We start from the raw sequence: 21428 nt of genomic DNA, 5'->3' as shown, positions 1-21428 counted from the left end.
AGTTTCCTCGCCTCTTCGCCGACTGCCTATCAGAGAAGCGAGACTTGCCTTGTCAGACTCCCGGCCATGGCCTGCCCGCAAGAGGGCTCACGGAAAAGACAAACGCCCGCAACAGCGGGCGTTTGCAGAGGGAGCAGGGCAGGATCAGCCGCGTTCGCGCAGGATACGTGCGACGCTGTCGATCTTGCGGATGCCGCGCATCAGGCGCGCCAGGTGCACGCGATCCTCGACCTGGATGGTGAAGCGCAGATACTTCATGGACGCATTGCCGCCTTCGTCATCCATGGCCACCGAGACGATGTTGGCATCGGACTCGCCGATCTCGGCCGCGATGCGCGCCAGCGTGCCGCGCTCGTTGTGAATCAGGATGGTGATGCGGCAATCGAAGCGGCGATTGAGGTCGTGGCCCCAGACCAGGTCGATCCAGCGGTCCGGTTCCTTCTCGTGCAGGCGCTTGGCGGTTTCGCATTCCTGGGTATGCACGATCAGGGTCTGGTCCGGCTTGAGATAGCCGGTCAGGCGGTCGCCCGGGATCGGCATGCAGCAGGACGACAATTGCGCCGACGCCCCTTCGCTGCCGGTGATGACCACCGGGTCCGGCTTGTTGGGCAGCATGTGGCCTTCCGGATCCAGCTGCGGCACGCTTGCGCCGGTATCCATCATGGTCATGATGTGGCGTGCCACCAGCGGCGCCATGCGGGTACCGATGCCGATCTCGGCATACAGGTCGTCCATGGTCTTGGCGCTGGATTCGTTGAGCAGGCGCTCGACGATATGGGAAGGAAGTTCAGGTTCGATGCCCAGCGTATGAAGAGCGTTGCCCAACAAGCGGCGTCCGACGGCTTGCGACTCGACCTTGTTGGCCGTGCGCAGGCGGTGCCGGATGGCCGAACGGGCCTTGCCGGTGCGTACATAGCCCAGCCAGTTGGGGCTGGGGCGCGAGGTCGGCGAGGTGATGATCTCGACGATGTCACCGTTGTGCAGCTCCGAGCGCAGCGCAGCCGGTTCGTGGTTGATGATGGCCGAGGTGGTCTGGTCGCCGATGTCGGTGTGGATGCTGTAGGCGAAATCGAGCGCGGTGGCGCCACGGGGCAGGGCGATGATCTTCGATTTGGGCGTGAAGACGTAGACCGAATCGGGGAACAGGTCGACCTTGACGTGCTCCAGGAACTCGGCCGAATCGCCGGTCTGCTTCTGGATGTCCAGCAGCGACTGCAGCCAGGCATGGGTGCGCTGCTGCAGGTCGGTGAGGCTGCCTTCGTCGTCCTTGTAGAGCCAGTGCGCGGCCACGCCGGACTCGGCCACGCGGTGCATGTCGGTGGTGCGGATCTGGAACTCCACCGGCGTGCCGTAGGGGCCGATCAGGGTGGTGTGCAGCGACTGGTAGCCATTCAGCTTGGGAATGGCGATGTAATCCTTGAACTTGCCCGGCATCGGCTTGAACAGCGAGTGCAGGGTGCCCAGCGCCACGTAGCAATTGGCGAAGCTGTCCACGACCACGCGGAAGCCGTACACATCGAGCACCTGCGAGAAGCTCAGGTGCTTGTTGCGCATCTTGCGGTAGATGCCGTAGAGGGTCTTTTCGCGGCCATCGACCTGGGCCGGGATACCGGCGGCGATCAGGGTGCTGGTGACCGATTCCATGATCTTGGTCACCACTTCGCGGCGGTTGCCGCGCGCGGCCTTGACGGCCTTGAGCAGGGTACGGTGGCGCAGCGGATGCAGGTGCGCGAAGGACAGCTCCTGCAGCTCGCGGTAGATGTTGTTGAGGCCCAGGCGGTGCGCGATGGGCACGTAGACTTCCATGGTCTCGCGCGAGATGCGGCGTTTCTTCTCGGGCGGCATGGAGCCCAGCGTGCGCATGTTGTGCAGGCGGTCGGCCAGCTTGACCAGGATCACCCGCACATCGCGGGCCATGGCCAGGAGCATCTTGCGGAAGTTTTCCGCCTGCGCCTCGACCTGGCTCTGGAATTCGATCTTGTCCAGTTTGGACAGGCCATCCACCAGCGAGGCCACGGAGGCGCCGAAGCGCTCGATCAGCTCTTCCTTCTTGACGCCCTGGTCTTCCATGACGTCATGCAGGAAGGCCGCCATCATGGCCTGGGCGTCGAGCTTCCATTCGGCGCAGATCTCGGCCACTGCCAGCGGATGCGAGATGTAGGGCTCGCCGGACTTGCGCATCTGGCCCAGGTGCATCTCGTCGGCGAAGCGATAGGCTTCCTTGACCTTCTTCAGTTCGGAAGGGGTCAGGTACTCTTCGAGCTTGGGGATCAGATGCGCGAAAGTCGCCACGCCGCTGTGGGCGGCAGGGGCGACTTCGAGGGGAGTTGCGGTGCGGCCGGAACCGGCGGCACGTTTGGAGCTAGCAGCGGCTGATAAGGTGGAGTCGGTAGTGGTGAGGCTCATACTTGTCCGTTATCAGCTTCATGGACGGACCAGGATCAGGCCGGAACCTTCTTGAGCATCTCGATACCGACTTTGCCAGCGGCGATTTCGCGCAGGGCGGTCACGGTCGGCTTGTCCTTGGCTTCCACCTTCGGGGTGTGGCCTTGCAGCAGCTGGCGGGCACGGTAGGTGGCCGACAGGGTCAACTGGAAGCGGTTGGGGATCTGCTTGAGGCAATCTTCGATGGTAATGCGGGCCATGTGATACTCCTGAATGACGGTCTTGCTTGTGGATTGATGGGTCCGGCGCCGGGTTGCTGGTCTGGCTTGTGCAGTTTAGCTCGCGTGGATGCCCAGCTGGGTGAAGAGGTAGGCATTGCGGGCGGCTTGCTGCGGGAAGCGGCAGCGGGCGGCCTGGACGATTGCCGTCAGTTCGGACAAAGCGACGGCAAACTCTTGATTAATAATAACATATTCGAACTCCGGCGAGTGAGCGATTTCGCCGCCAGCGGCCAGGATGCGGCGTGTGATGACGTGCGGCTCGTCCTGTCCGCGCTTCTTCAGGCGCTCTTCCAGTGCGGCGATCGAGGGCGGCAGGATGAAGATCCCGATCGCATTGGTAAATTGTTTCTTTACCTGCTGGGCGCCTTGCCAGTCGATCTCCAGCAGCACGTCGGTGCCATTGGCGATCTGGTCGGCAATCATCAGGCGCGACGTACCGTAGTAGTTGCCATGCACTTCGGCCCATTCAAGGAATTCGCCTTCGGCCTGGCGCTTCAGGAAATCTTCCACGTCAGTGAAATAATATTCACGGCCATGTTCTTCGCCCGGACGCGGTGCGCGGGTGGTGTAGGAGATGGAGAGCTTGATGGCCGGCTCCTGCTTGAGCAGGGCGTTGACCAGGGTCGATTTGCCGGCGCCGGACGGGGCGACCACCATGAAGAGGCTACCGGAAGTGGGTTTTTGGACGGGCATGGGGTCCTCGCTGAAAAATGTCTTATTACTATTTAGCTATTTAACCATTTAACCGATCAATATCGGTCGGAATGGGGCCGTGCGGCTGGCGTCATTCCAGATTCTGCACCTGCTCGCGCATCTGGTCGATCAGCAGCTTCAGCTCCATGGAGGCATCGGCCAGTTCCTTGACGGCGGCCTTGGAGCCCACGGTGTTGGCTTCGCGGTTCAGTTCCTGCATCATGAAATCGAGGCGCTTGCCGACCTGGCCGCCCTTTTTGAGGATGTGGCGGGTTTCGCCCAGGTGGGCCGACAGGCGCGCCAGCTCTTCGGCGATGTCGATGCGGATGCCATAGAGGGTCACTTCCTGGCGGATGCGCTCCAGCGATTCCTCGCGGGTGGCCACGGGCGCAGCGCCATTCTGTGTCTGCAGGGCCAGGCCCAGGGCTTCGGTCATGCGTTCGGTCGCCTTCTGCTGGAATTGCTCGACCAGTTGCGGCACCAGCGGGGTGATGCGGGCCACGATGGCTTCCATCGCATCCACCCGGGCCAGGATCACGGCCTGCAGGGCCGCGCCTTCACGGGCGCGCGATTCGACGAAGGCGTCAAGGGTCTGCTGCAGGGTGGCCAGGATGTCGGCCTGCAGGGTGTCCTGGCTGATCTCGGCCTCTTCCATCACGCCGGGCCAGCGCAGCAGTTCATTGATCGACAGCGGGGCGGCGTCGGGGAATTGCGCGCGCAGCTGGTCTTGCAGGCTGGCCAGCTGGCCTACCAGGGTATGGTTCAGGGCCTGGCTGTTGCCGCTGGCGACCTTGCGGCCGAAGGACAGGCGGCATTCCACCTTGCCGCGCACCAGGCGGCCCATGATGGCTTCGCGCAGCATCGGTTCGACTGCACGCAGGTCATCGTTGATGCGGAACTGCAGGTCGAGGAAGCGCGAATTGACGCTCTTCATTTCCAGGGTGACCGTGCCGGCAGTGGTTTCACGGGTGGTGACGGCGTAGCCGGTCATGCTGTAGATGGTCAAGGTCGGGACTCCATAAAGCGGGCGGGCGGCGCAGCAGGGCGCGCCGGCGAAAAAGGGTTGCGGGCGGGGTGGGCAGGTTGGCCAGGCGAGGCAAATGGCCGATGCCGCGACGGCGGGCATCGTGTTCCTTTACAATGCCGGACTTGAACGTTCCGGCACCGCCTTGTGCGGCCTGCCCGGGTGCCACCCGGTCGGAGCCCGCATTTTAATGAAGTTTCGCGGCGCCGCGCTATCAAAAACATCAAACGGGCGGTTTTGGGTGCCGATTGGCCACCCGCCATCCGTCCAGCTTCGCCCAGACCAAGACAAGGATCACCATGACAGCTTCCCATCGCCCCAGCGGCCGCAGCGTTTCGCAATTGCGCGACGTGCGCCTGACCCGCCAGTACACCAAGCACGCCGAAGGCTCGGTGCTGGTCGAGTTCGGTGACACCCGCGTGCTCTGCACCGCCTCCATCGAGGAAAAGGTGCCCGGCTTCCTCAAGGGTAAAGGCCAGGGCTGGCTGACCGCCGAATACGGCATGCTGCCGCGCTCCACGCACACGCGCATGGACCGCGAAGCCGCCAAGGGCAAGCAATCCGGCCGCACCCAGGAAATCCAGCGCCTGATCGGCCGCGCACTGCGCGCCGCCTTCGACCTGGAAGCCTTCGGCGAACGTACCCTGCAACTGGACTGCGATGTCCTGCAGGCCGACGGCGGCACCCGCACCGCCGCCATTACCGGCGCCATGGTGGCCGCCTACGACGCCTTCAACGTACTGAAGTCCCGTGGCCTGATCGAGACCATTCCGGTCAAGCAGTTCGTGGCCGCGATCTCGGTGGGCGTTTACCAGGGCGTGCCGGTGTTGGACCTGGATTACCTCGAAGACTCGGATTGCGATACCGACATGAACGTGGTCATGACCGATGGCGGCCATTTCGTCGAAGTGCAGGGCACCGCCGAAGGCGCCGCCTTCGACCGCGCCACGCTCAACAGCCTGCTGGACCTGGCCCAGCAAGGCATCGCCACGCTCAACGGCCTGCAGAAGCAGGCCCTGGGCCTTTAATTCCCGGCCACGTCGCGGCGCAAATCGCCGTACAATGCCGCCAAGAAGCGATATGAACAAAAACGCCATGTGCTCCACCGACATGGCGTTTTTCATTGGGGCGCAGGGGCTGTCATGCCCATCCCGCGCGCCTCGTCAAGATCAGGACCAGACATGCAACCCAAGCAAAAGATCGTGATGGCGTCCAACAACGCCGGCAAACTGAAGGAATTCGCCAGTCTCCTGGGAGACATCGGACTGGACGTGCGCCCGCAAGGCGAATTCGACGTGCCCGAAGCCGAGGAACCCTTCGGCACCTTCGTCGAGAATGCCCTGACCAAGGCCCGCCACGCCGCCCGCCTGACCGGCCTGCCGGCGCTGGCCGATGATTCCGGGGTCTGCGTCAATGCCCTGGGCGGCGCGCCCGGCGTGTTTTCCGCGCGCTACGCCGGCGAGCCCAAGTCGGATGCCAACAACAACGCCAAGCTCATCGCCGATCTGGCTGCCCATGCCGACAAGTCCGCCTATTACTACTGCGTGCTGGTCTACGTGCGCCATGCGGACGACCCGCAGCCGGTGATCGCCGATGGTGTCTGGAAGGGCGAGATCATCGACCAGCCGCGCGGGCAGGGCGGCTTCGGCTACGACCCGTATTTCCTGCTGCCCTCCCTGGGCAAGACCGCCGCCGAACTGACGGCGGCCGAGAAGAACGCCGTCTCGCACCGTGGCCAGGCCTTGCGTGCCCTGGTCGAGAAGCTGGCATGATCCCCATCAAGCCGATCCCGGCCGACCTCCCAGCCGGCCAGGCGGGCAGTGGTCCGGCCCAGGCCGCGCTGGCCTTCCTGAAGCCCGGCAGCCTGCAATTGACGGCCTTGCCGCCGCTGTCGCTGTACGTGCATTTCCCGTGGTGCGTGCGCAAGTGCCCGTATTGCGACTTCAACTCCCATGAGGTCAAGGGCAGTTTCCCGGAAGAGGCCTATCTGGATGCGCTGCGCAGCGACCTGGAGCAGTCGCTGCCGCTGGTCTGGGGCCGCAAGATCCATACGATCTTCATCGGCGGTGGCACCCCCAGCTTGCTCTCGGCGGCCGGGCTGGACCGCCTGCTGTCGGACCTGCGCACCTTGCTGCCCTTCGATGGCGACATCGAGATCACCATGGAAGCCAATCCCGGCACTTTCGAAGCCGACAAGTTCCGGTCCTATCGGGACAGCGGCATCAGCCGCCTGTCCATCGGCATTCAGAGCTTCAACGGCCAGCACCTGCATGCCCTGGGCCGCATCCATGATGGCGACCAGGCGCGCAAGGCAGTGGAGATCGCCCAGGCCAACTTCGACAATTTCAACCTTGACCTGATGTATGCGCTGCCGCAGCAGACCCTGGCAGAGGCGCGGTCCGACATCGAAACGGCCATCGCCTTCGCGCCGCCGCACCTGTCGCTGTATCACCTGACGCTGGAGCCCAATACGCTCTTCGCCAAGTACCCGCCGCCGGTGCCCGATGACGATGCCAGCGCCGACATGCAGGACATGATCGCCGAACTGACCACCGCCGCCGGTTACGTCAACTACGAGGTCTCGGCCTACGCCCAGCCCAAGCGGCGCGCCCGCCACAACCTCAATTACTGGCAATTCGGCGACTACCTTGGCATCGGTGCCGGGGCGCATTCCAAACTTTCGTTCCCGCACCGCATCGTGCGCCAGATGCGTTACAAGCATCCGCAGTCCTATCTGGAGCACGCCAAGGCCGGGACGCCGGTGCAGGAAGAAGCCGAAATCGGCCGCGATGCCCTGGGCTTTGAATTCATGCTCAATGCCCTGCGCCTGACGGAGGGATTCTCACCGAATCTCTTTGCTGAACGCACCGGCATGAGCCTGAACCAGATCGAAAAATCACTGAATCTGGCAGAGCAAAAAGGCATGTTGTATCGCGATCACGCTTTGATCCGGCCGACCGATCTTGGCCGCCGTTTCCTCAATGATTTGCAGGAAATTTTCTTGTCAGAGTAAAGCCGTGTTGCAAGCCGCCTTTTATCGGGTATATTTAGAAAAAATTTAATTTTAATTAAGTATTCTGCTGGGAAACTTGTTAATATTTTTTTAACATTGCAGAGCGTCTCAGCAAATCAATGCGGCGCGCCACGATAAAAATATGGCTGTTCAGGATAAAAGCGTTCCATTCCCACTCGTGTTTTTGCAGCCCGTCGCGGACGTCCACCACGTCTGGACCGCGCTGTCGCTGCATATTTCACCGGCGGTCGAAGATGACAATGCCTTGTTGTCTCGCTTGTTCAACGAGTTTGACCTGCACGACGCGCTGGGTGGTCTGAGCTGCATCATTCCGGTGCGCGACCCGGCGATCTTCGCGCCTGAATTCCGGCATGAGATCCCGCAAGGCCAGCTCGCATTGCGGGTTCCGGTCGAACATTGCGTGGACCCCGGCAAGATCGATGCGCTGGACTGGCTCTACAGCCGGGGCTTTGCCATCATCGCCGACGGTTTGCCGGCGCAGGGCGCGAGCGTGTTTCCCTTTGTCGAATCGATGGCGCTGGATGCCGGCGTGGGCCACCTGCCTGAAACCGGACAATGGCTGCATCGCCTGCGGGGCCCGCACCTGGCCGAGAACGTCGGTGATGCCATTCAGTTTGACGCCTGCCGGGCTGAAGGTTTCCGTTGGTTCTCGGGTGACTATGCGCTGCATCCCGACAGCCGCCTGTCTCAAAAGAATTCGATTTCCCGTGCCCGCCTGCTGAAGCTGCTGGAACTGGTGGCGCGCGACGCCGATGCCAACGAACTGGAATCGCTGCTCAAGCAAGATCCGGCCTTGTCATACCAGCTCTTCAAACTGGTCAGCTCGGCGGCCTTCGGTTTCTCGGCGCACATCACCAATTTCACCCAGGCCATCAACCTGCTGGGCCGCCGCCAACTGCAGCGCTGGCTGCAACTGCTGCTGTATGCCCGCTTCCCCGGCGACGAGTCGGCCAATCCGCTGCTGCCGCGCGCGGCTGCCCGCGCCGCCATGATGGAAGCGATGGCGCAGAAGGTGGAGTGCACCCAGGAAGAGCTGGATCGTGCCTTCATCACCGGCATGTTTTCCCTGCTGGACATCCTCTTGGGCATGCCCTTGAACGACATCATCGAGCCGCTCAAGCTGCCGGTGGACATCGTCAATGCGCTGGTATACCGCACCGGCCGGCTGGGCAAGCTGCTCGATGTGGTGGAGCGCTCCGAAGACGGCCGCATTCCCCTGCGCCACGTCGACCTGGATGCCGCCGGCCTCGATGCCGAGGTGTATTGCCGTTGTCTCATCCAGGCCTTCAATTGGGCCACACGCGTCAGCACCGAGGCGTGATTACGATGATCTCCTCCGTGGGCACTGACGATCTGGCATGCTGTTCGGCACTGCTGGACGCCATGCAGAACCTGCAGGGCATGGCCTTGCACGCCGCGCTCGGAGGGATTGCATCCGGCTTGCTCAAGCGTCCGGGCGGACGCTTCGTGGTCAGCCTGCCCGCCGTGACACCCGATGGGCTGTGCCAGGTGGTTGAGCATGAGGATGCACAGTTCGGCTACTTCGTCTTCCCGGCCCTGACCCGTCCTTACACGGAACTGGAGCGTACGCGCCTGGCGATGCTGGCGGCCTTCCTGGGGCGCCTGATGCAGCGCCGTGCCGAGACCGACAAGCGCGCCCGTTCGCTGGACCAGATCGAAGCCAAGCTGGAGCAGCAGGCCCAGATCCTGAACCAGATGCACGAGTCGGTCATCACCATGGACCCGGCCGGTTTCATCACCAGCTGGAACCGCGGCGCCGAGCAGCTCTTCGGCTACAGCGCGCTGGAAGCCATCGGCCGCAATGTGCTCTTCCTCTACGAGAACGAAGAGGAAGAGGATTCGCTGCACGACCTGTTCCTGGAGCAGGGTGGCCGCGAGATGGAGGTGCGTCGCCGCAAGAAGTCCGGCGAGGTGTTCTGGGCCAGCCTGTCGTTGTCGGTCATGCGTGACCAGAGCGGCCATCCGATCGGCCTGATCGGCTATCTGAACGACATCACCGAACGCAAGAATGCGGAAAAGCTGATCCATCACCTGGCCTATTACGATGCCTTGACGGGCCTGCCCAACCGCACCTTGCTTACCCGCACCGTGGATCAGGCGCTGACCGAAGCCCGCCATGAAAGCATGCACGGCTGCGTGATGTTCATCGACCTGAATCGCTTCAAGCCCATCAACGATACGCTGGGTCATGTGGCCGGCGACATGCTGCTGGTGGAAGTGGCCCTGCGCTTGCGCCGCGCCTTGCGCGAGCAGGATGTGGTGGCGCGTCTGGGCGCCGACGAATTTGCGGTGGCCCTGTTCGATATCGACAAGGATTACCATCCCGGCTTCGTGGCCCAGAAACTGCTGGCCGTCTTCGATGATCCATTCTTCATCGATGGCCACGAGTTGCGCGTGGGCGCCAGCATTGGCGTGAGCATGTATCCGGAAGATGCCAGCGATACCGAAACCTTGCTGCGCCTGGCCGACATCGCCATGTACCGGGCCAAGCAGGGTGGCGACAACAATGAGAACGGCTACGTCTATTACAGCGAAGAGATGAATCGCAACACGCTGGACCTGTTGCGCATCGAAACCGGTTTGCTGCACGCCTTCGAATACAACGAATTGCTGCTGTACTACCAGCCCAAGGTGGATATGAACACCCTGGCCATCACCGGTGGCGAGGCCCTGGTGCGCTGGCAGCATCCGGAGCGCGGATTGCTGCTGCCGGGTGAATTCATCCCGATTGCTGAAGAAACCGGCCTGATCGTGCAGTTGAGCGATTGGGTGCTGGACGCCGTGTGCCGCCAGGCGCGCTCGTGGAAAGAAGCCGGCCTGGCACCGATCCGCATCGCCCTGAACGTGACGGCGCGCGAATTCACCCGCTCCCTGCCGGACCGTGTGCGGGCGGCCCTGAACCGGCATGCGCTCAGCGGCGACTGGCTGGAGCTGGAAATCACCGAGAGCATGCTGATGCACAGCACCGATCGCGTCATTTCCATCATGGAAAAGATCTGCAGCCTGGGCATCACGATTTCACTGGATGACTTCGGGACCGGCTATTCCAGCCTCTCGTACCTGAAGCGCTTCCCCATCAATACGCTCAAGATCGACCGCTCCTTCACCATGGGCATCCCTGACGATACCAATGACTGCGCCATTGCCAGCGCCATCATCGGCATCGCCAAGCAATTGCGCCACAAGGTCATCGCCGAAGGGGTGGAGACCGAAAAGCAATTCAACTTCCTGCGCGAAGCCGGTTGCAACGAATTGCAGGGCTTCCTCTTCTCGCGCCCCATTCCGGCGGCGGACTTCCATGCCATGCTGCTGGAGGGGCGCAAGCTCAACGTGATGCAGCAGGCGGCTTCGTCCGCCCTGCCTGCGGCAGGTCTGCCCGAGCAATGAGGCCACCGGCCGGTGAGCGCCTTCGCGCTGCCGGTCTCCTGCGTTTTCTCCCCGATTTCCGTGTTGTCCTGCGCTGGATGCGGCCCTATGCTGGAGCCCGCCTTGTGAGAAATCTGAGACTTTCGGGCATTCTCTCGAAGTATTTCGGTCCGACTGGAGAATGTTGTCCAGATTTCATCACGGATTTCACTGATTTTTGGCGGGCTGCCGTGTCAATGCATATTCTTCACCATACAACCAACGAAGGAGAACGATCATGAAACGACGTATTGCACAGCTGGCCCTGCTGGCCTGCACCTCTGCAGCATCGCTGGCCATGGCGGCGGAGGCGCCCATCAAGGTGCCGCTGAACCTGGTCAATGGCCAGGGAGTGGTGGCTGCGGCGGGCGAGGTGACCATCAGCGAGACGCCGTATGGACTGGTGTTCCAGCCGGCATTGACGGGCTTGCCCGCCGGTGTGCACGGCTTCCACGTACACCAGAACGCTTCCTGCGCGCCACTGGAGAAGGATGGGAAGATGGAGCCTGCCCTGGCAGCTGGCGGCCATTGGGATCCACAGAAGACGGGCAAGCATGAAGGACCCTACGGCGAGGGGCATCTGGGAGACCTGCCTGCCCTTTACGTGAGTGCGGATGGCAAGGCCGACTACCCGGTGCTGGCACCGCGCCTGAAGACGCTGGCTGAAGTGCGGGGACATGCGCTGATGGTGCACGTGGGCGGGGATAATCACTCGGATCATCCGGCTGCGCTGGGTGGCGGAGGCGTGCGGTTGGCGTGCGGGGTGATCCAGTAAGGATACTGTGCGGGTTTGCTCGGCCCGGCCAGAAGTTTGTTCACTGGCTGGAGGCGGGCAGACTCAGGCTTGCTTGCGGGTACGAATGTCGCGCAGGATCTTCTGCGGGGATTCTCCCAGCACCCTAGCAAAGGCCCGCCGCATCCGCTCGTCATCACCGAAACCGGTCTGCATGGCGATGCGGGAGGGCGTCGAATGGCCACTTTCCATCAGTGACTGCGCCGCCTGCACGCGCAGTTTTTCGATCGCCTTGGCGGGCGACAAGCCGGTTTCCGCCTGGAAAGTCCGGCTGAAATGGCGTGCGCTCCAGTTCACGTGGTCTGCCAATTGCTGAATGGTCAGTGGCTCCCGCAGATTTTCCCGGATGAAACTGAGTACGCGCTGGATACGCTCCTGCTTGGGGTCGATCTCGGCCAGGATGGAGAATTGGCTGGTGCCGCCCGGGCGGCGGTGACTCAGTACCATGGTCTTGCAGATGGCACGTGTGACCTCATGGCCCAGATCGGATTCCACCATGGCCAGCACCATATCTGTCCCGGCCGTCATCCCTGCCGAACTCCAGAACTTCCCATCGCGCACGTAGATCTGGTCTGGCCGGACTTGCAGCCGGGGAAAGCGCCTGGCCAGCGTTTCGGCGAAGCTCCAGTGGGTCGTGACGGCGCGGCCGTCGAGCAAACCGGCTTCTGCCAGCAGGAATGCTGCGGTACAGATCCCGGCGATGCGGCGGCAGTCTTCATTGGCGTGGCGCAAGTGCTCCAGCATGCCAGGGCAGGGGGTGGGCACACCGGGAGTGCTGGCCACGATCAGGGTATCGTAGCGGGAATCGTCTATGGCCCGTGTGCCGATGGGCACGCCCGATCTGCTGTCGACGTATCCTCCGCGCATGGAGACCAGATCCACGGCGTAGCTGCCCGGGGAGAAGTGATTGGCAATTCCAAGGATGGAAAGAACGGACAGATCCACGATGTGGAATCCGGGATAGACAAGCAATGCGACTCGGGCGACCAAGGGACCTCACAGAAGATAAAAACGGTCCCGCCAGCATACAAGTGCCAACTTTCCACTACAAGACCTCATCAATGGGCCGCGCACGGCGGCGCCTTTCTTTGGATCGCGCAAGCAGCAGAAAGTCATCCGCGCCGAGACCGCCTGCCGCCAGGAAGGACTGGGCCCAACGGAGCGGGACGCCGGAATATAGCATCGCCAGGCCGATAGGGAAGGACAGGAACCCTTGAGATTTCTGCCATCGACAAGGCCATTTCCACTGTGGGGACAAGCTCTGCGGGATGGCTGGATTTGCGTTTTTCCTGGCAGTTGCAGCCTGTTCGGCTCCGTATAATCTTGCTTGTCCGGAGCGCAAGCCAGCACCTCCTCGTGGTGCGCCTGCGTTGCCTGGACCGTCTTTCATCCGCCATTGGCAGCCGCTGCGGCCCCTCACCGCGCTGGTTGCCTGTGGACCTCCTTTCCACTTGCCTTGACGTGGCTTTCCCGTGATCGGGATGGCCGCAGCACGAACACGCCAGGACTCCCATGACTGACCGTCGACTTTTCCTCAAAACCCTGGCAGCCGGCAGCGGCGGCCTCATGCTGGGCGTGCTGTTGCCCCAGGCCGGCGCGCGCGAGCGTGCCGCACTGCCTGCGCACGCCGGCAGCACCAGCTGGGAACCCAGTGCAGTGCTGCGTATCGGCGCTGATGGTCGGATCACCATGACCATGCCTTACGTAGAGATGGGACAAGGTACTTACACCTCAGTGCCCATGCTGATCGCCGAAGAACTTGAAGTCGAACTGCATGACATCGTACTGGAGCACGCCGGTGCCGACGATAAACGCTATATGAATCCGGCGCTGGGTTTTCAGGTGACTGGAGGTTCCACCACCATGCGCGCGGCCTGGATGCCGATGCGCCAGGCCGGCGCGGCGGCCCGCATGTTGCTGGTCCAGGCGGCCGCCCAGCGCTGGCAGGTGGATCCGGCGGGCTGTCTGGCCCGCAGCGGGGTCGTCATGCATCCGGCAAGTGGCCGCAAGCTGGCATACGGTGCGCTGGTCGATGCTGCATCTGCCTTGCCCTTGCCGGCGCCGCAGTCCATCACGCTGAAGCAGCCGGCTGATTTTCGGCTGATCGGCAAGCCGGTGCGCCGCCTGGATACGGCTGCCAAGCTCGATGGCTCAGCGCGCTACGGCATCGATGTGCAATTGCCCGGGATGAAGGTGGCGGCACTGGCCATCACTCCCACGCTCGGCGGGCGCCTGGATGGCGTGGATGAAGCCGCCGCACTGCGCGTGCGCGGAGTGCGCCAGGTGGTGCAGCTCGACGACTGTGTGGCCGTCGTTGCCGACCACTACGGCGCGGCCCAGAAGGGTTTGCTGGCGGCCAGGCCGACCTGGCGCGCAGGACCGCACGCGGACCTGTCGACCGACGCCATCGTTGCCGACATGCGGCGTGCCAGCGACAAGGGCGCGACACGCGTGCGCAGCGAAGGCGATCCCGAGGTCCGCATTGGCGGCGCCGCCAAGGTACTGGAAGCCACCTATGAACTTCCCTTCCTGGCACACGCCGCCATGGAGCCGATGAACTGTACCGTGCATGTGACGCCTGGCCATTGCGAGGTGTGGACGGGAACACAGGTGATGACGCTGGCAAGGGCCGTGGCGGCCAAGGTCACCGGATTGTCCCAGCACCAGGTGACCGTGCATAACTTCCTGCTGGGCGGCGGCTTCGGACGCCGGCTCGAAATCGATGGCGTCGAACGTGCCGTGCGCATCGCCACCCAGGTCAAGCATCCGGTCAAGGTGATCTACAGCCGTCAGGACGATATCCGCCACGACATGTACCGGCCTTACTGGTTCGACCGCCTGCGCGCGGGTCTCGACGCCCAGGGCATGCCGGTAGCTTGGTTCCATCACCTGACGGGCTCTTCGGTGCTCGGCCGTTTCCTGCCGCCGGCCTTCAAGGATGGCTACGATGAGGAAACCCTGGATGGTGCCGAGCGACCACCGTATTCCTTTCCCGCCATCCGGGTCGATTACACCCGTCACGAACCGCCGCTGCCCACCGCTTTCTGGCGCGGCGTAGGTCCTACCCACAATGTGTTCGTGGTGGAGAGCTTCATCGACGAGCTTGCTTTTGCCGCTGGTATTGATCCCCTGCAATACCGCTTGTCCCTGCTCCAGGACAATCCGCGTGCGCGCAAGGTGCTGGAAGTGGCCGCGCGTGAAGCGCTCTGGCGTGGGCCGCGCGACGGCAAGACCGGGCGCGGCCTGTCGGTGCAGTTTGCCTTTGGCACCTACATGGCGATGGTGGTCGATGTGAAGGTCGAGCAAGGAGAGGTCAAGGTAGAACGGGTTGTCTGCGCATTGGACTGCGGCGTGGTGATCAATCCCGATACCGTCCAGGCCCAGGTTGAAGGCGCCGTGATCTTCGGTATTTCCGGCGCCCTGTGGGGTCAGATCACGCTGCGCAACGGTCGGGTGGAGCAGGGCAACTTCGACGATTACCGGGTCTTGCGCATGAATGAGACACCGCGCATCGAAACCCACATCGTTGCCAGCCAGGACGCCCCTGGCGGCATGGGTGAGCCGGGTACTTCCGGTGTCATGCCGGCGCTGGCCAATGCCGTGCATGCGGCCACCGGAATACGAATTCGCAAGTTGCCAATCGTGGCAGCCTTGCAGACAAGCTGACAGGAGCACACATGATTTCTCTGAACATCAACGGCAAGCTGGTCAAGGTGGAGGCCGAAGCGGATACCCCCCTGCTATGGGTCTTGCGCGACGAACTGGGCATGGCCGGCACCAAGTATGGCTGTGGTGCAGCGCTGTGCGGCGCTTGCACCATCCATGTCGACGGCCAGCCCACCCGGGCCTGCGTCATGCCGGTATCTGCGGCGGTGGGCAAGAAGATCGCTACCATCGAGGCAATCGGTGCCACGCCGGTGGGCCAGCGCGTGCAGAGTGCCTGGGCCGAGATCGACGTACCGCAGTGCGGCTACTGCCAGTCGGGCCAGATCATGGCGGCGGTGGCATTGCTGCGCGCCATCCCCAAGCCCAGCGACAAGGATATTGACCAGGCCATGTCCGGCAACCTCTGCCGCTGCGGCACCTATCCCCGCATTCGCGCGGCGATCCACAAAGCCGCGGGGCAATCATGATGCGCTCGCTCGTGGCAATGCTGTTGGTGTGCCTGTGTGCCGTGGCCCAGGCGCAGACTGCCGGCAACAAGGGGCGCGACGACGGTTCGCTGTTTGAACCCATCGCCAGCGTAGTGATGTCGCCACGCTGCCTGAACTGCCACCAGGCAGAAGCGCCGCACCAAAAGGATATGGGCGTGCTGCATGCCCAGCAGGTGGTGCGCGGCAAGGACGGGCATGGGTCGGCCGTGCTCAAATGCGCAGCCTGCCACCAGGCCAGCAATACCGCGCAGGGCAAAGTTCCAGGTGCGCCCAACTGGCATCTGGCGCCGCTGTCCATGCGTTGGCAGGGCTTGGACAAGAAGGGTGTGTGCGAACAGATGCGCGACCCGGCGCGCAACGGAAATCGCAGGACGGGAGCCCAGGTCATCGAGCACATGAAGACCGATCCGCTGGTGTTGTGGGCGTGGTCGCCCGGTGCGGATCGCACCATCCCGCCGATGTCGCACGCACAGTTCGTGCAGATGCTCGAAATGTGGGCCGCCGCTGGCATGCCTTGCCCCGGTTGAGTCTGGGCCAAGCATGGAGAGCATCGATCTGAAGGTCTTGCAGGCTTGCGTGCAATGGTTGCAGCAGGGGCTGTCCTGCGAGTACGTCACCGTCGTGCGGACCTGGGGCTCTAGTCCGCGACCGCCTGGCTCGACCATGGCCATCCGTGGAGATGGTGTCGTGGTAGGTTCGGTCTCGGGCGGCTGCATCGAAGATGACCTGATTGCGCACGCGCGCGCCGGCGGCCTGGTCCGCCGCTTGCCGCAACGGCTGGTCTACGGCATCTCCGCCGATGAGGCGCACCGCTTCGGCCTGCCGTGCGGCGGTACGGTTGAACTGCTGGTCGAACCGCTTGCCGCACACAGCCAGATGGCGGCGCTGCTGGCACGACTGCAGCGGCGCTGCTTGACTCGCCGCCGCCTGGATCTGGGTAGTGGCGAGGTCACCCTGGAAGATGCCAGGGAGGACGAACAGTTACGCCTGGACCAGCATGCGCTGACCACCATTCACGGCCCCCGTTTGCGCCTGCTGATCATCGGTGCAGGCCAGCTCTCGCAGTTCCTGGCCCAGATCGCCAGTGCCCTCGATTATCAAGTCACCGTCTGCGACCCGCGTGAAGAACACCGGCTTGCCTGGTCATTGCCGGGCGTATCGGTATTGCATGCCATGCCCGATGATCTGGTGCTGGAGATGCGGCTGGACCGGCGTAGCGCCGTAGTCGCGCTGACGCATGATCCCCGGCTGGACGATATGGCTTTGATGGAAGCATTGAAGACCGATGCCTTCTACATCGGCGCCATCGGCTCGCGTCTGAACCAGTCGCGGAGCCGCGAACGGCTGCTGCAGCTGGACCTCGATGCGCATCAGGTTGCCAAGCTGCATGGGCCGGTTGGTCTGGACATCGGCAGCCGCACTCCGCATGAGATCGCCATTTCCATCATGGCGGAGATGATCCAGGTGCGTAACAGTGGGGAAGGGAGGGGGCGCAGGTCCGGGTGATCGAATGCCCGGCCTCCGAATCGAACCGCATGTCTTTGATGGTGAGGATGGAAGAGCAGAAATGAAAAACGGGTCCATCAGGACCCGTTTTTCATGTGAAGCTTTGGCGGAGACGGAGGGATTCGAACCCTCGATACAGGTTTAAGCCCGTATGCTTCCTTAGCAGGGAAGTGCCTTCGACCACTCGGCCACGTCTCCACACTGAAGGCTGTTATCGCATTGCTGCGTTGCCTCAGCGAAGACCGAGATAATATCTTCTCATTTGCATCCGGTCAACAGTCGTCTTGCAAATAAACACTGTTTTTTCACCGGTGCGGTCTTCGCTTTGCGCCGTGCGTGATTTACTTGGCGCTGTCCAGGTCAAATGCCTTGTGCAGCGCGCGCACGGCCAGTTCCATGTACTTTTCGTCGATCAGCACCGAAATCTTGATTTCCGAGGTGGAGATCATCTGGATGTTCACGCCTTCTTCCGACAGCGTACGGAACATCTGCGAAGCGATACCCACGTGGCTGCGCATGCCCACGCCCACCACCGAAACCTTGGAGACCTTGGTGTCGCCATTGATGGCAGCCGCACCGATGTGCGCCTTGACGCTGTTGTTAAGCACTTCCACGGCCTTGGCGTATTCGCCGCGCGGCACCGTGAAGGTGAAGTCGGTCTTGCCTTCCACCGACTGGTTCTGGATGATCATGTCCACTTCGATGTTGGCGTCGGCCACCGGGCCCAGGATCTGGTAGGCGATGCCCGGACGATCGGGCACGCCCAGCACGGTGATCTTGGCTTCGTCGCGGCTGAAGGCGATACCGGTGATGGTTGCTTGTTCCATGTTCTTGTCTTCCTCAAACGAAATCAGGGTGCCGGAGGCGGCTTCTTCGGCCAGCGGCGTGAGCGGGTCGGTCAGCGACGACAGCACGCGGGTCGGCATCTTGTAGTTGCCGGCGAATTCCACGGAGCGGATCTGCAAGACCTTGGAACCCAGGGACGCCATTTCCAGCATCTCTTCGAAGGTCACGGTCTTGAGGCGGCGAGCATCGCTCACCACGCGCGGGTCCGTCGTGTAGACGCCATCGACGTCGGTGTAGATCAGGCACTCCGCCGCCTTGATGGCAGCGGCCACGGCCACGGCCGAGGTATCCGAGCCGCCACGGCCCAGGGTGGTGATGTTGCCGTCGGCGTCCACGCCCTGGAAACCGGTGATGATGACGACCTTGCCGGCGTTGAGGTCCTTGCGGACCTTGGCATCATCGATGGAGCGGATGCGCGCCTTGGTGAAGGCCGAGTCGGTCTTGATGGGGACTTGCCAGCCAGCGTAGGAGACGGCCTGCTTGCCCAGCGCCTGCAGGGCGATGGACAGGAGCGCCACCGAGACCTGTTCGCCGGTCGAGGCCAGCATGTCCAGCTCACGGCCGTCGGGCTGGGCCATGATTTCCTTGGCCATGCCCAGGAGACGGTTGGTTTCACCAGACATCGCCGAAGGCACGACAACGATCTGATGGCCGGCGTCGTGCCATTTGGCAACGCGCTTTGCGACATTCTGGATGCGCTCGATCGAGCCCATCGAGGTGCCGCCGTATTTGTGAACGTATAAAGCCATAGGGGATAAAAAAAGGTGGCCCGACTTTGACAAGAAAACCCTTAGCTAGGCCGGAGGGAACAAACCCTTGACTTTACATGCGGTGCGCCAAAATCTCAAGGGAAAGCGTGATCTGGCAAGCATTTGCGGGGATTTTTGCATGTCGCATCGCAGCAAAAAAGCGCGCTGACAGGGCAAGGCGCGCACGATTTGCCAGACTCGGGCGATGAGAATGCGTACTCCATGCATCAAAGGCAGGGCAGGTGAAGAAGTTGGGCGGGGATGGCGTGGAGGAGGGAAGTCAGGCGTGGTGCACCAGCTGTCATGCGCCCGTTTGTTGCTGGCGACATGGCAGATGGTGCTGCGGTACGTATTTGCGGTACTGCTGGTAAAGCTGCTACGGTCTTGCAGGATCCCGATGCGGTGGTTCAGACGCAGGTGGCAGGCACTCGTTCGCGTTCATGCTGTATAACGCGGGGGATGCGCCGGTGCGGAACGCTGCCGGGTTGGAATCGGTCCATCCGGGGACCGGATGCAGATCGGTTCCGATCAGGCGCCGGTGTAGAGGTTCTGTGCCGAGGTCTTGGCTTGTTGCACCTGGTTGGCGACATCCTGGCGGCTCAGCTGCGAGGGAGCCTGGTGGATGATCGGGTACTCGTTGCGCGAAGCGATTTCATGGTTGGCTTGGGCGCGTTGCAGTTCGGCCTTCACGTCAGCACGGGTCTGGGTCGACTGGAACGGGGTTTCCGGGGGATACGGGGCTTCAGCCATGGCGGCACCGGCAGCGGCGAGCAGGGAGGCGGCAACGATGATGTTCTTGATGTTCATGATAATGTCCTTCGTTTGGGTTGATGGGGTCTTCTTCTCCAGGGGCCGGCGAGTCGTGGGACTGATCCATGCTCTCCTTGTGGGAAAGCCCACTCGTGGGCGCCCTGGCGAAGCCGGTGGGTGCATTGCTTGTTGCTTTGTTGCATTGCGCCAACCGATGACTGAAGTGTAAATATTGCGAAGACAAAGAAAAATAGGTTTAATCGGAATTGACTATTTCTCTTTCTGGAACAATCGAGGGCTTGAAAAATGGATCGGCTGCAATCAATGCGGGTGTTTGCCAAGGTGGTGGAGCAGGGCAGTTTCGTGCGCGCCGCCGAGTTGCTCGACATTTCCAACGCCGTGGCGACCCGGTTCATTGCCGACCTGGAGGCCCATCTCGGTACGCGCCTGCTCAATCGCTCGACCCGGCGTCTTTCGCTCACCGAGGCCGGGCAGGCTTATCTGGAGCGGGTCCACATGATCCTGGCCGAGGTCGACGATGCCGAAGCCCTGGTGTCGCTGGAGACCAAGCGCCCGGCGGGAACGCTGGCGATCTATTCGAACGCCGGATTTGGCCAGTCGCAACTGGGCGAGATGCTGGCTGCCTATACCCAGGCTTATCCCGAAGTGGGGCTGGACATCCACCTCTCGGACCGTTCCATCGACCTGGTGGAAGAGGGCATCGATATCGGATTCTTCAGCAGCATGCAAAAGTTCGATGCCAGCATGATCGTGCGGCAGCTGGGGGTGGCCCGGGTGATCCTTTGTGCTTCACCTGCCTACCTGGAGCGTGCCGGTGCGCCCGAACAGCCCGAGGACCTGTCGCGCCACAGCTGCCTTAACTTCTCGCATGAATATTTGCGCCATCACTGGCATGTCAATACCGAGTCCGGCGTGATGGATGTGCCCATCGTCAGCAAGGTGGTCTCCAACAGCGGCGTGCTGCTGCGCGACCTGGCCCTGGCCGGCATGGGCATCGTGCTGCGGCCTTCCTATTCGCTCGGGGACGATCTGCGATGCGGCAAGCTGGTGCAGGTCCTGCCGGGCTTTGACATGGGCCAGGTGGTCATTTCAATGGTGTATCCGAGCCGTCGGCTCTTGTCGGCCAAGGTGCGCAGCTTTGCCGATTTCATCAGTGCGCGCTTCCCGCACCCGGAAACCGATCCCTGGCTGACCTGACGCCGCAACCTGTAGCCCCGCGCGTTGAGGGAAGCCTCAGCCGATCACATCGGCCAGCTTGTCCAGCAGGCTGCATTCTTCCTGCCAGGTGCGGCGTTCGGCGGAACTGGCGGCTTCGCGCTGCAGGTCGGCGTCACTTTTCTCAACCTGGGCCAGCAGGATGCGCTCAGCCAGGCGGGTGTCCGGTTCCATGGGGCCGAAGAAGGCCACGGTGGCGCCCCGTTCGATCAGCAGGGTGGGGAAGTTGTCGATGTCGAGATCGCCGACCAGGTCAGCCTGGTCTTCGATATCGATCCACACGAAGTGATGCTGAGGATAGCGGGCCGCCCAGGCCTGGAAGGCAGCTTCATATTCGCGGCAGCTGCCGCACCAGTTCGCACACAGGCAAGCCACGACCCAGGTGTCGTTGCGAAGCGCCTCGGCGAGCGTGCGGCGGTTGGTTTGGTCTAATTTCTGGTAGGACATGGCGGGTGTATTTTACCCCCTTCGGCGCGAAGGGTTTTGCGCTGCCGCACAAAGGATCACGATAGACGCGAACGCACCGAACAATTGCGCGCCGCACGGTAAAA

Annotated in this window: 19 protein-coding genes and 1 tRNA gene; 11 read left to right on the top strand and 9 right to left on the bottom strand. The window is 62.5% G+C overall.

Going from position 1 to position 21428, the window contains the following annotated elements:
- Window positions 1-144: 144 nt before the first annotated feature.
- The 4 genes from FYB76_RS09935 to FYB76_RS09920 all read right to left on the bottom strand — a co-directional run bounded on the left by FYB76_RS09935 (window position 145) and on the right by FYB76_RS09920 (window position 4365).
- Window positions 145-2406 carry a bifunctional (p)ppGpp synthetase/guanosine-3',5'-bis(diphosphate) 3'-pyrophosphohydrolase gene (locus FYB76_RS09935; protein WP_088753817.1) on the bottom strand — a complete coding sequence of 754 codons (2262 nt, stop codon included), beginning with the start codon at window positions 2404-2406 and terminating at the stop codon, window positions 145-147.
- Between the two features lie 35 nt (window positions 2407-2441).
- A complete protein-coding gene (gene rpoZ, locus FYB76_RS09930) occupies window positions 2442-2645 on the bottom strand; it encodes a DNA-directed RNA polymerase subunit omega (RefSeq protein ID WP_008328299.1) in 204 nt (67 codons plus the stop codon).
- A gap of 75 nt (window positions 2646-2720) precedes the next feature.
- A complete protein-coding gene (gmk, locus tag FYB76_RS09925; protein ID WP_039788345.1) occupies window positions 2721-3359 on the bottom strand; it encodes a guanylate kinase in 639 nt (212 codons plus the stop codon).
- 91 nt (window positions 3360-3450) lie between these two features.
- Window positions 3451-4365 (bottom strand): YicC/YloC family endoribonuclease, encoded by a 915-nt coding sequence (locus FYB76_RS09920; RefSeq protein ID WP_154133544.1) that lies wholly within the window; start codon window positions 4363-4365, stop codon window positions 3451-3453.
- Between the two features lie 317 nt (window positions 4366-4682).
- On the opposite strand from FYB76_RS09920, the gene rph reads away from it, so the two are divergent.
- The 6 genes from rph to sodC all read left to right on the top strand — a co-directional run bounded on the left by rph (window position 4683) and on the right by sodC (window position 11618).
- The gene (gene rph / locus FYB76_RS09915; protein ID WP_034335535.1) at window positions 4683-5411 is read left to right on the top strand and encodes a ribonuclease PH; all 729 of its coding nucleotides are present in this window, start codon (window positions 4683-4685) and stop codon (window positions 5409-5411) included.
- 153 nt (window positions 5412-5564) lie between these two features.
- The gene (gene rdgB, locus FYB76_RS09910; RefSeq protein ID WP_088753819.1) at window positions 5565-6155 is read left to right on the top strand and encodes an RdgB/HAM1 family non-canonical purine NTP pyrophosphatase; all 591 of its coding nucleotides are present in this window, start codon (window positions 5565-5567) and stop codon (window positions 6153-6155) included.
- Window positions 6152-7396, top strand: a complete 1245-nt coding sequence (gene hemW / locus FYB76_RS09905) for a radical SAM family heme chaperone HemW (RefSeq protein ID WP_154133543.1) — start codon at window positions 6152-6154, stop codon at window positions 7394-7396. Before rdgB ends, hemW begins: the two co-directional genes overlap by 4 nt.
- A 142-nt stretch (window positions 7397-7538) precedes the next feature.
- Entirely contained in the window at window positions 7539-8738 is a 1200-nt protein-coding gene (locus FYB76_RS09900; RefSeq protein ID WP_154133542.1) for an EAL and HDOD domain-containing protein, read from the top strand.
- Between the two features lie 5 nt (window positions 8739-8743).
- Window positions 8744-10825: a bifunctional diguanylate cyclase/phosphodiesterase gene (locus FYB76_RS09895; protein WP_154133541.1), complete on the top strand. Its 2082-nt coding sequence runs from the start codon at window positions 8744-8746 to the stop codon at window positions 10823-10825.
- A gap of 256 nt (window positions 10826-11081) precedes the next feature.
- Window positions 11082-11618, top strand: coding sequence for a superoxide dismutase family protein (sodC, locus tag FYB76_RS09890; RefSeq protein WP_154133540.1), 537 nt, complete (start codon window positions 11082-11084; stop codon window positions 11616-11618).
- Window positions 11619-11681: 63 nt separating this feature from the next.
- Here sodC and FYB76_RS09885 read toward each other — a convergent pair whose 3' ends face one another.
- Entirely contained in the window at window positions 11682-12626 is a 945-nt protein-coding gene (locus FYB76_RS09885) for a GlxA family transcriptional regulator (RefSeq protein ID WP_229296937.1), read from the bottom strand.
- 522 nt (window positions 12627-13148) lie between these two features.
- On the opposite strand from FYB76_RS09885, the gene FYB76_RS09880 reads away from it, so the two are divergent.
- Genes FYB76_RS09880 through FYB76_RS09865 form a run of 4 tightly spaced genes read left to right on the top strand, consistent with a single transcriptional unit; the run spans window position 13149 to window position 17296 of the window.
- Window positions 13149-15302, top strand: a complete 2154-nt coding sequence (locus tag FYB76_RS09880; RefSeq protein ID WP_154133539.1) for a molybdopterin cofactor-binding domain-containing protein — start codon at window positions 13149-13151, stop codon at window positions 15300-15302.
- 11 nt (window positions 15303-15313) lie between these two features.
- Window positions 15314-15769 carry a (2Fe-2S)-binding protein gene (locus FYB76_RS09875; protein WP_154133538.1) on the top strand — a complete coding sequence of 152 codons (456 nt, stop codon included), beginning with the start codon at window positions 15314-15316 and terminating at the stop codon, window positions 15767-15769.
- Window positions 15766-16317, top strand: coding sequence for a hypothetical protein (locus FYB76_RS09870; protein WP_154133537.1), 552 nt, complete (start codon window positions 15766-15768; stop codon window positions 16315-16317). Before FYB76_RS09875 ends, FYB76_RS09870 begins: the two co-directional genes overlap by 4 nt.
- Before the next feature lie 13 nt (window positions 16318-16330).
- Complete coding sequence (locus FYB76_RS09865; protein ID WP_154133536.1) at window positions 16331-17296, top strand: XdhC family protein; 966 nt, start codon at window positions 16331-16333, stop codon at window positions 17294-17296.
- Window positions 17297-17400: 104 nt separating this feature from the next.
- Here FYB76_RS09865 and FYB76_RS09860 read toward each other — a convergent pair.
- The 3 genes from FYB76_RS09860 to FYB76_RS09850 all read right to left on the bottom strand — a co-directional run bounded on the left by FYB76_RS09860 (window position 17401) and on the right by FYB76_RS09850 (window position 19698).
- Window positions 17401-17494 (bottom strand) — tRNA-Ser (locus FYB76_RS09860).
- A gap of 143 nt (window positions 17495-17637) precedes the next feature.
- The gene (locus tag FYB76_RS09855; protein WP_154133535.1) at window positions 17638-18891 is read right to left on the bottom strand and encodes an aspartate kinase; all 1254 of its coding nucleotides are present in this window, start codon (window positions 18889-18891) and stop codon (window positions 17638-17640) included.
- A 528-nt stretch (window positions 18892-19419) separates the two neighbouring features.
- Complete coding sequence (locus tag FYB76_RS09850) at window positions 19420-19698, bottom strand: DUF4148 domain-containing protein (protein ID WP_088753825.1); 279 nt, start codon at window positions 19696-19698, stop codon at window positions 19420-19422.
- 249 nt (window positions 19699-19947) lie between these two features.
- Between FYB76_RS09850 and FYB76_RS09845 the strand changes: the two genes are divergently transcribed.
- Window positions 19948-20859, top strand: coding sequence for a LysR family transcriptional regulator (locus tag FYB76_RS09845; protein WP_088753826.1), 912 nt, complete (start codon window positions 19948-19950; stop codon window positions 20857-20859).
- 36 nt (window positions 20860-20895) lie between these two features.
- Here FYB76_RS09845 and FYB76_RS09840 read toward each other — a convergent pair whose 3' ends face one another.
- Window positions 20896-21324, bottom strand: a complete 429-nt coding sequence (locus FYB76_RS09840) for a thioredoxin family protein (RefSeq protein WP_088753827.1) — start codon at window positions 21322-21324, stop codon at window positions 20896-20898.
- Between the last annotated feature and the right edge of the window lie 104 nt (window positions 21325-21428).

It is taken from the genome of Herbaspirillum sp. CAH-3 (assembly GCF_009668275.1).
Classification (GTDB): domain Bacteria; phylum Pseudomonadota; class Gammaproteobacteria; order Burkholderiales; family Burkholderiaceae_D; genus Herbaspirillum; species Herbaspirillum aquaticum.
The sequence above is the reverse complement of the archived record's forward strand: the minus strand, read 5'-3'. Positions and strand labels throughout refer to the sequence as shown.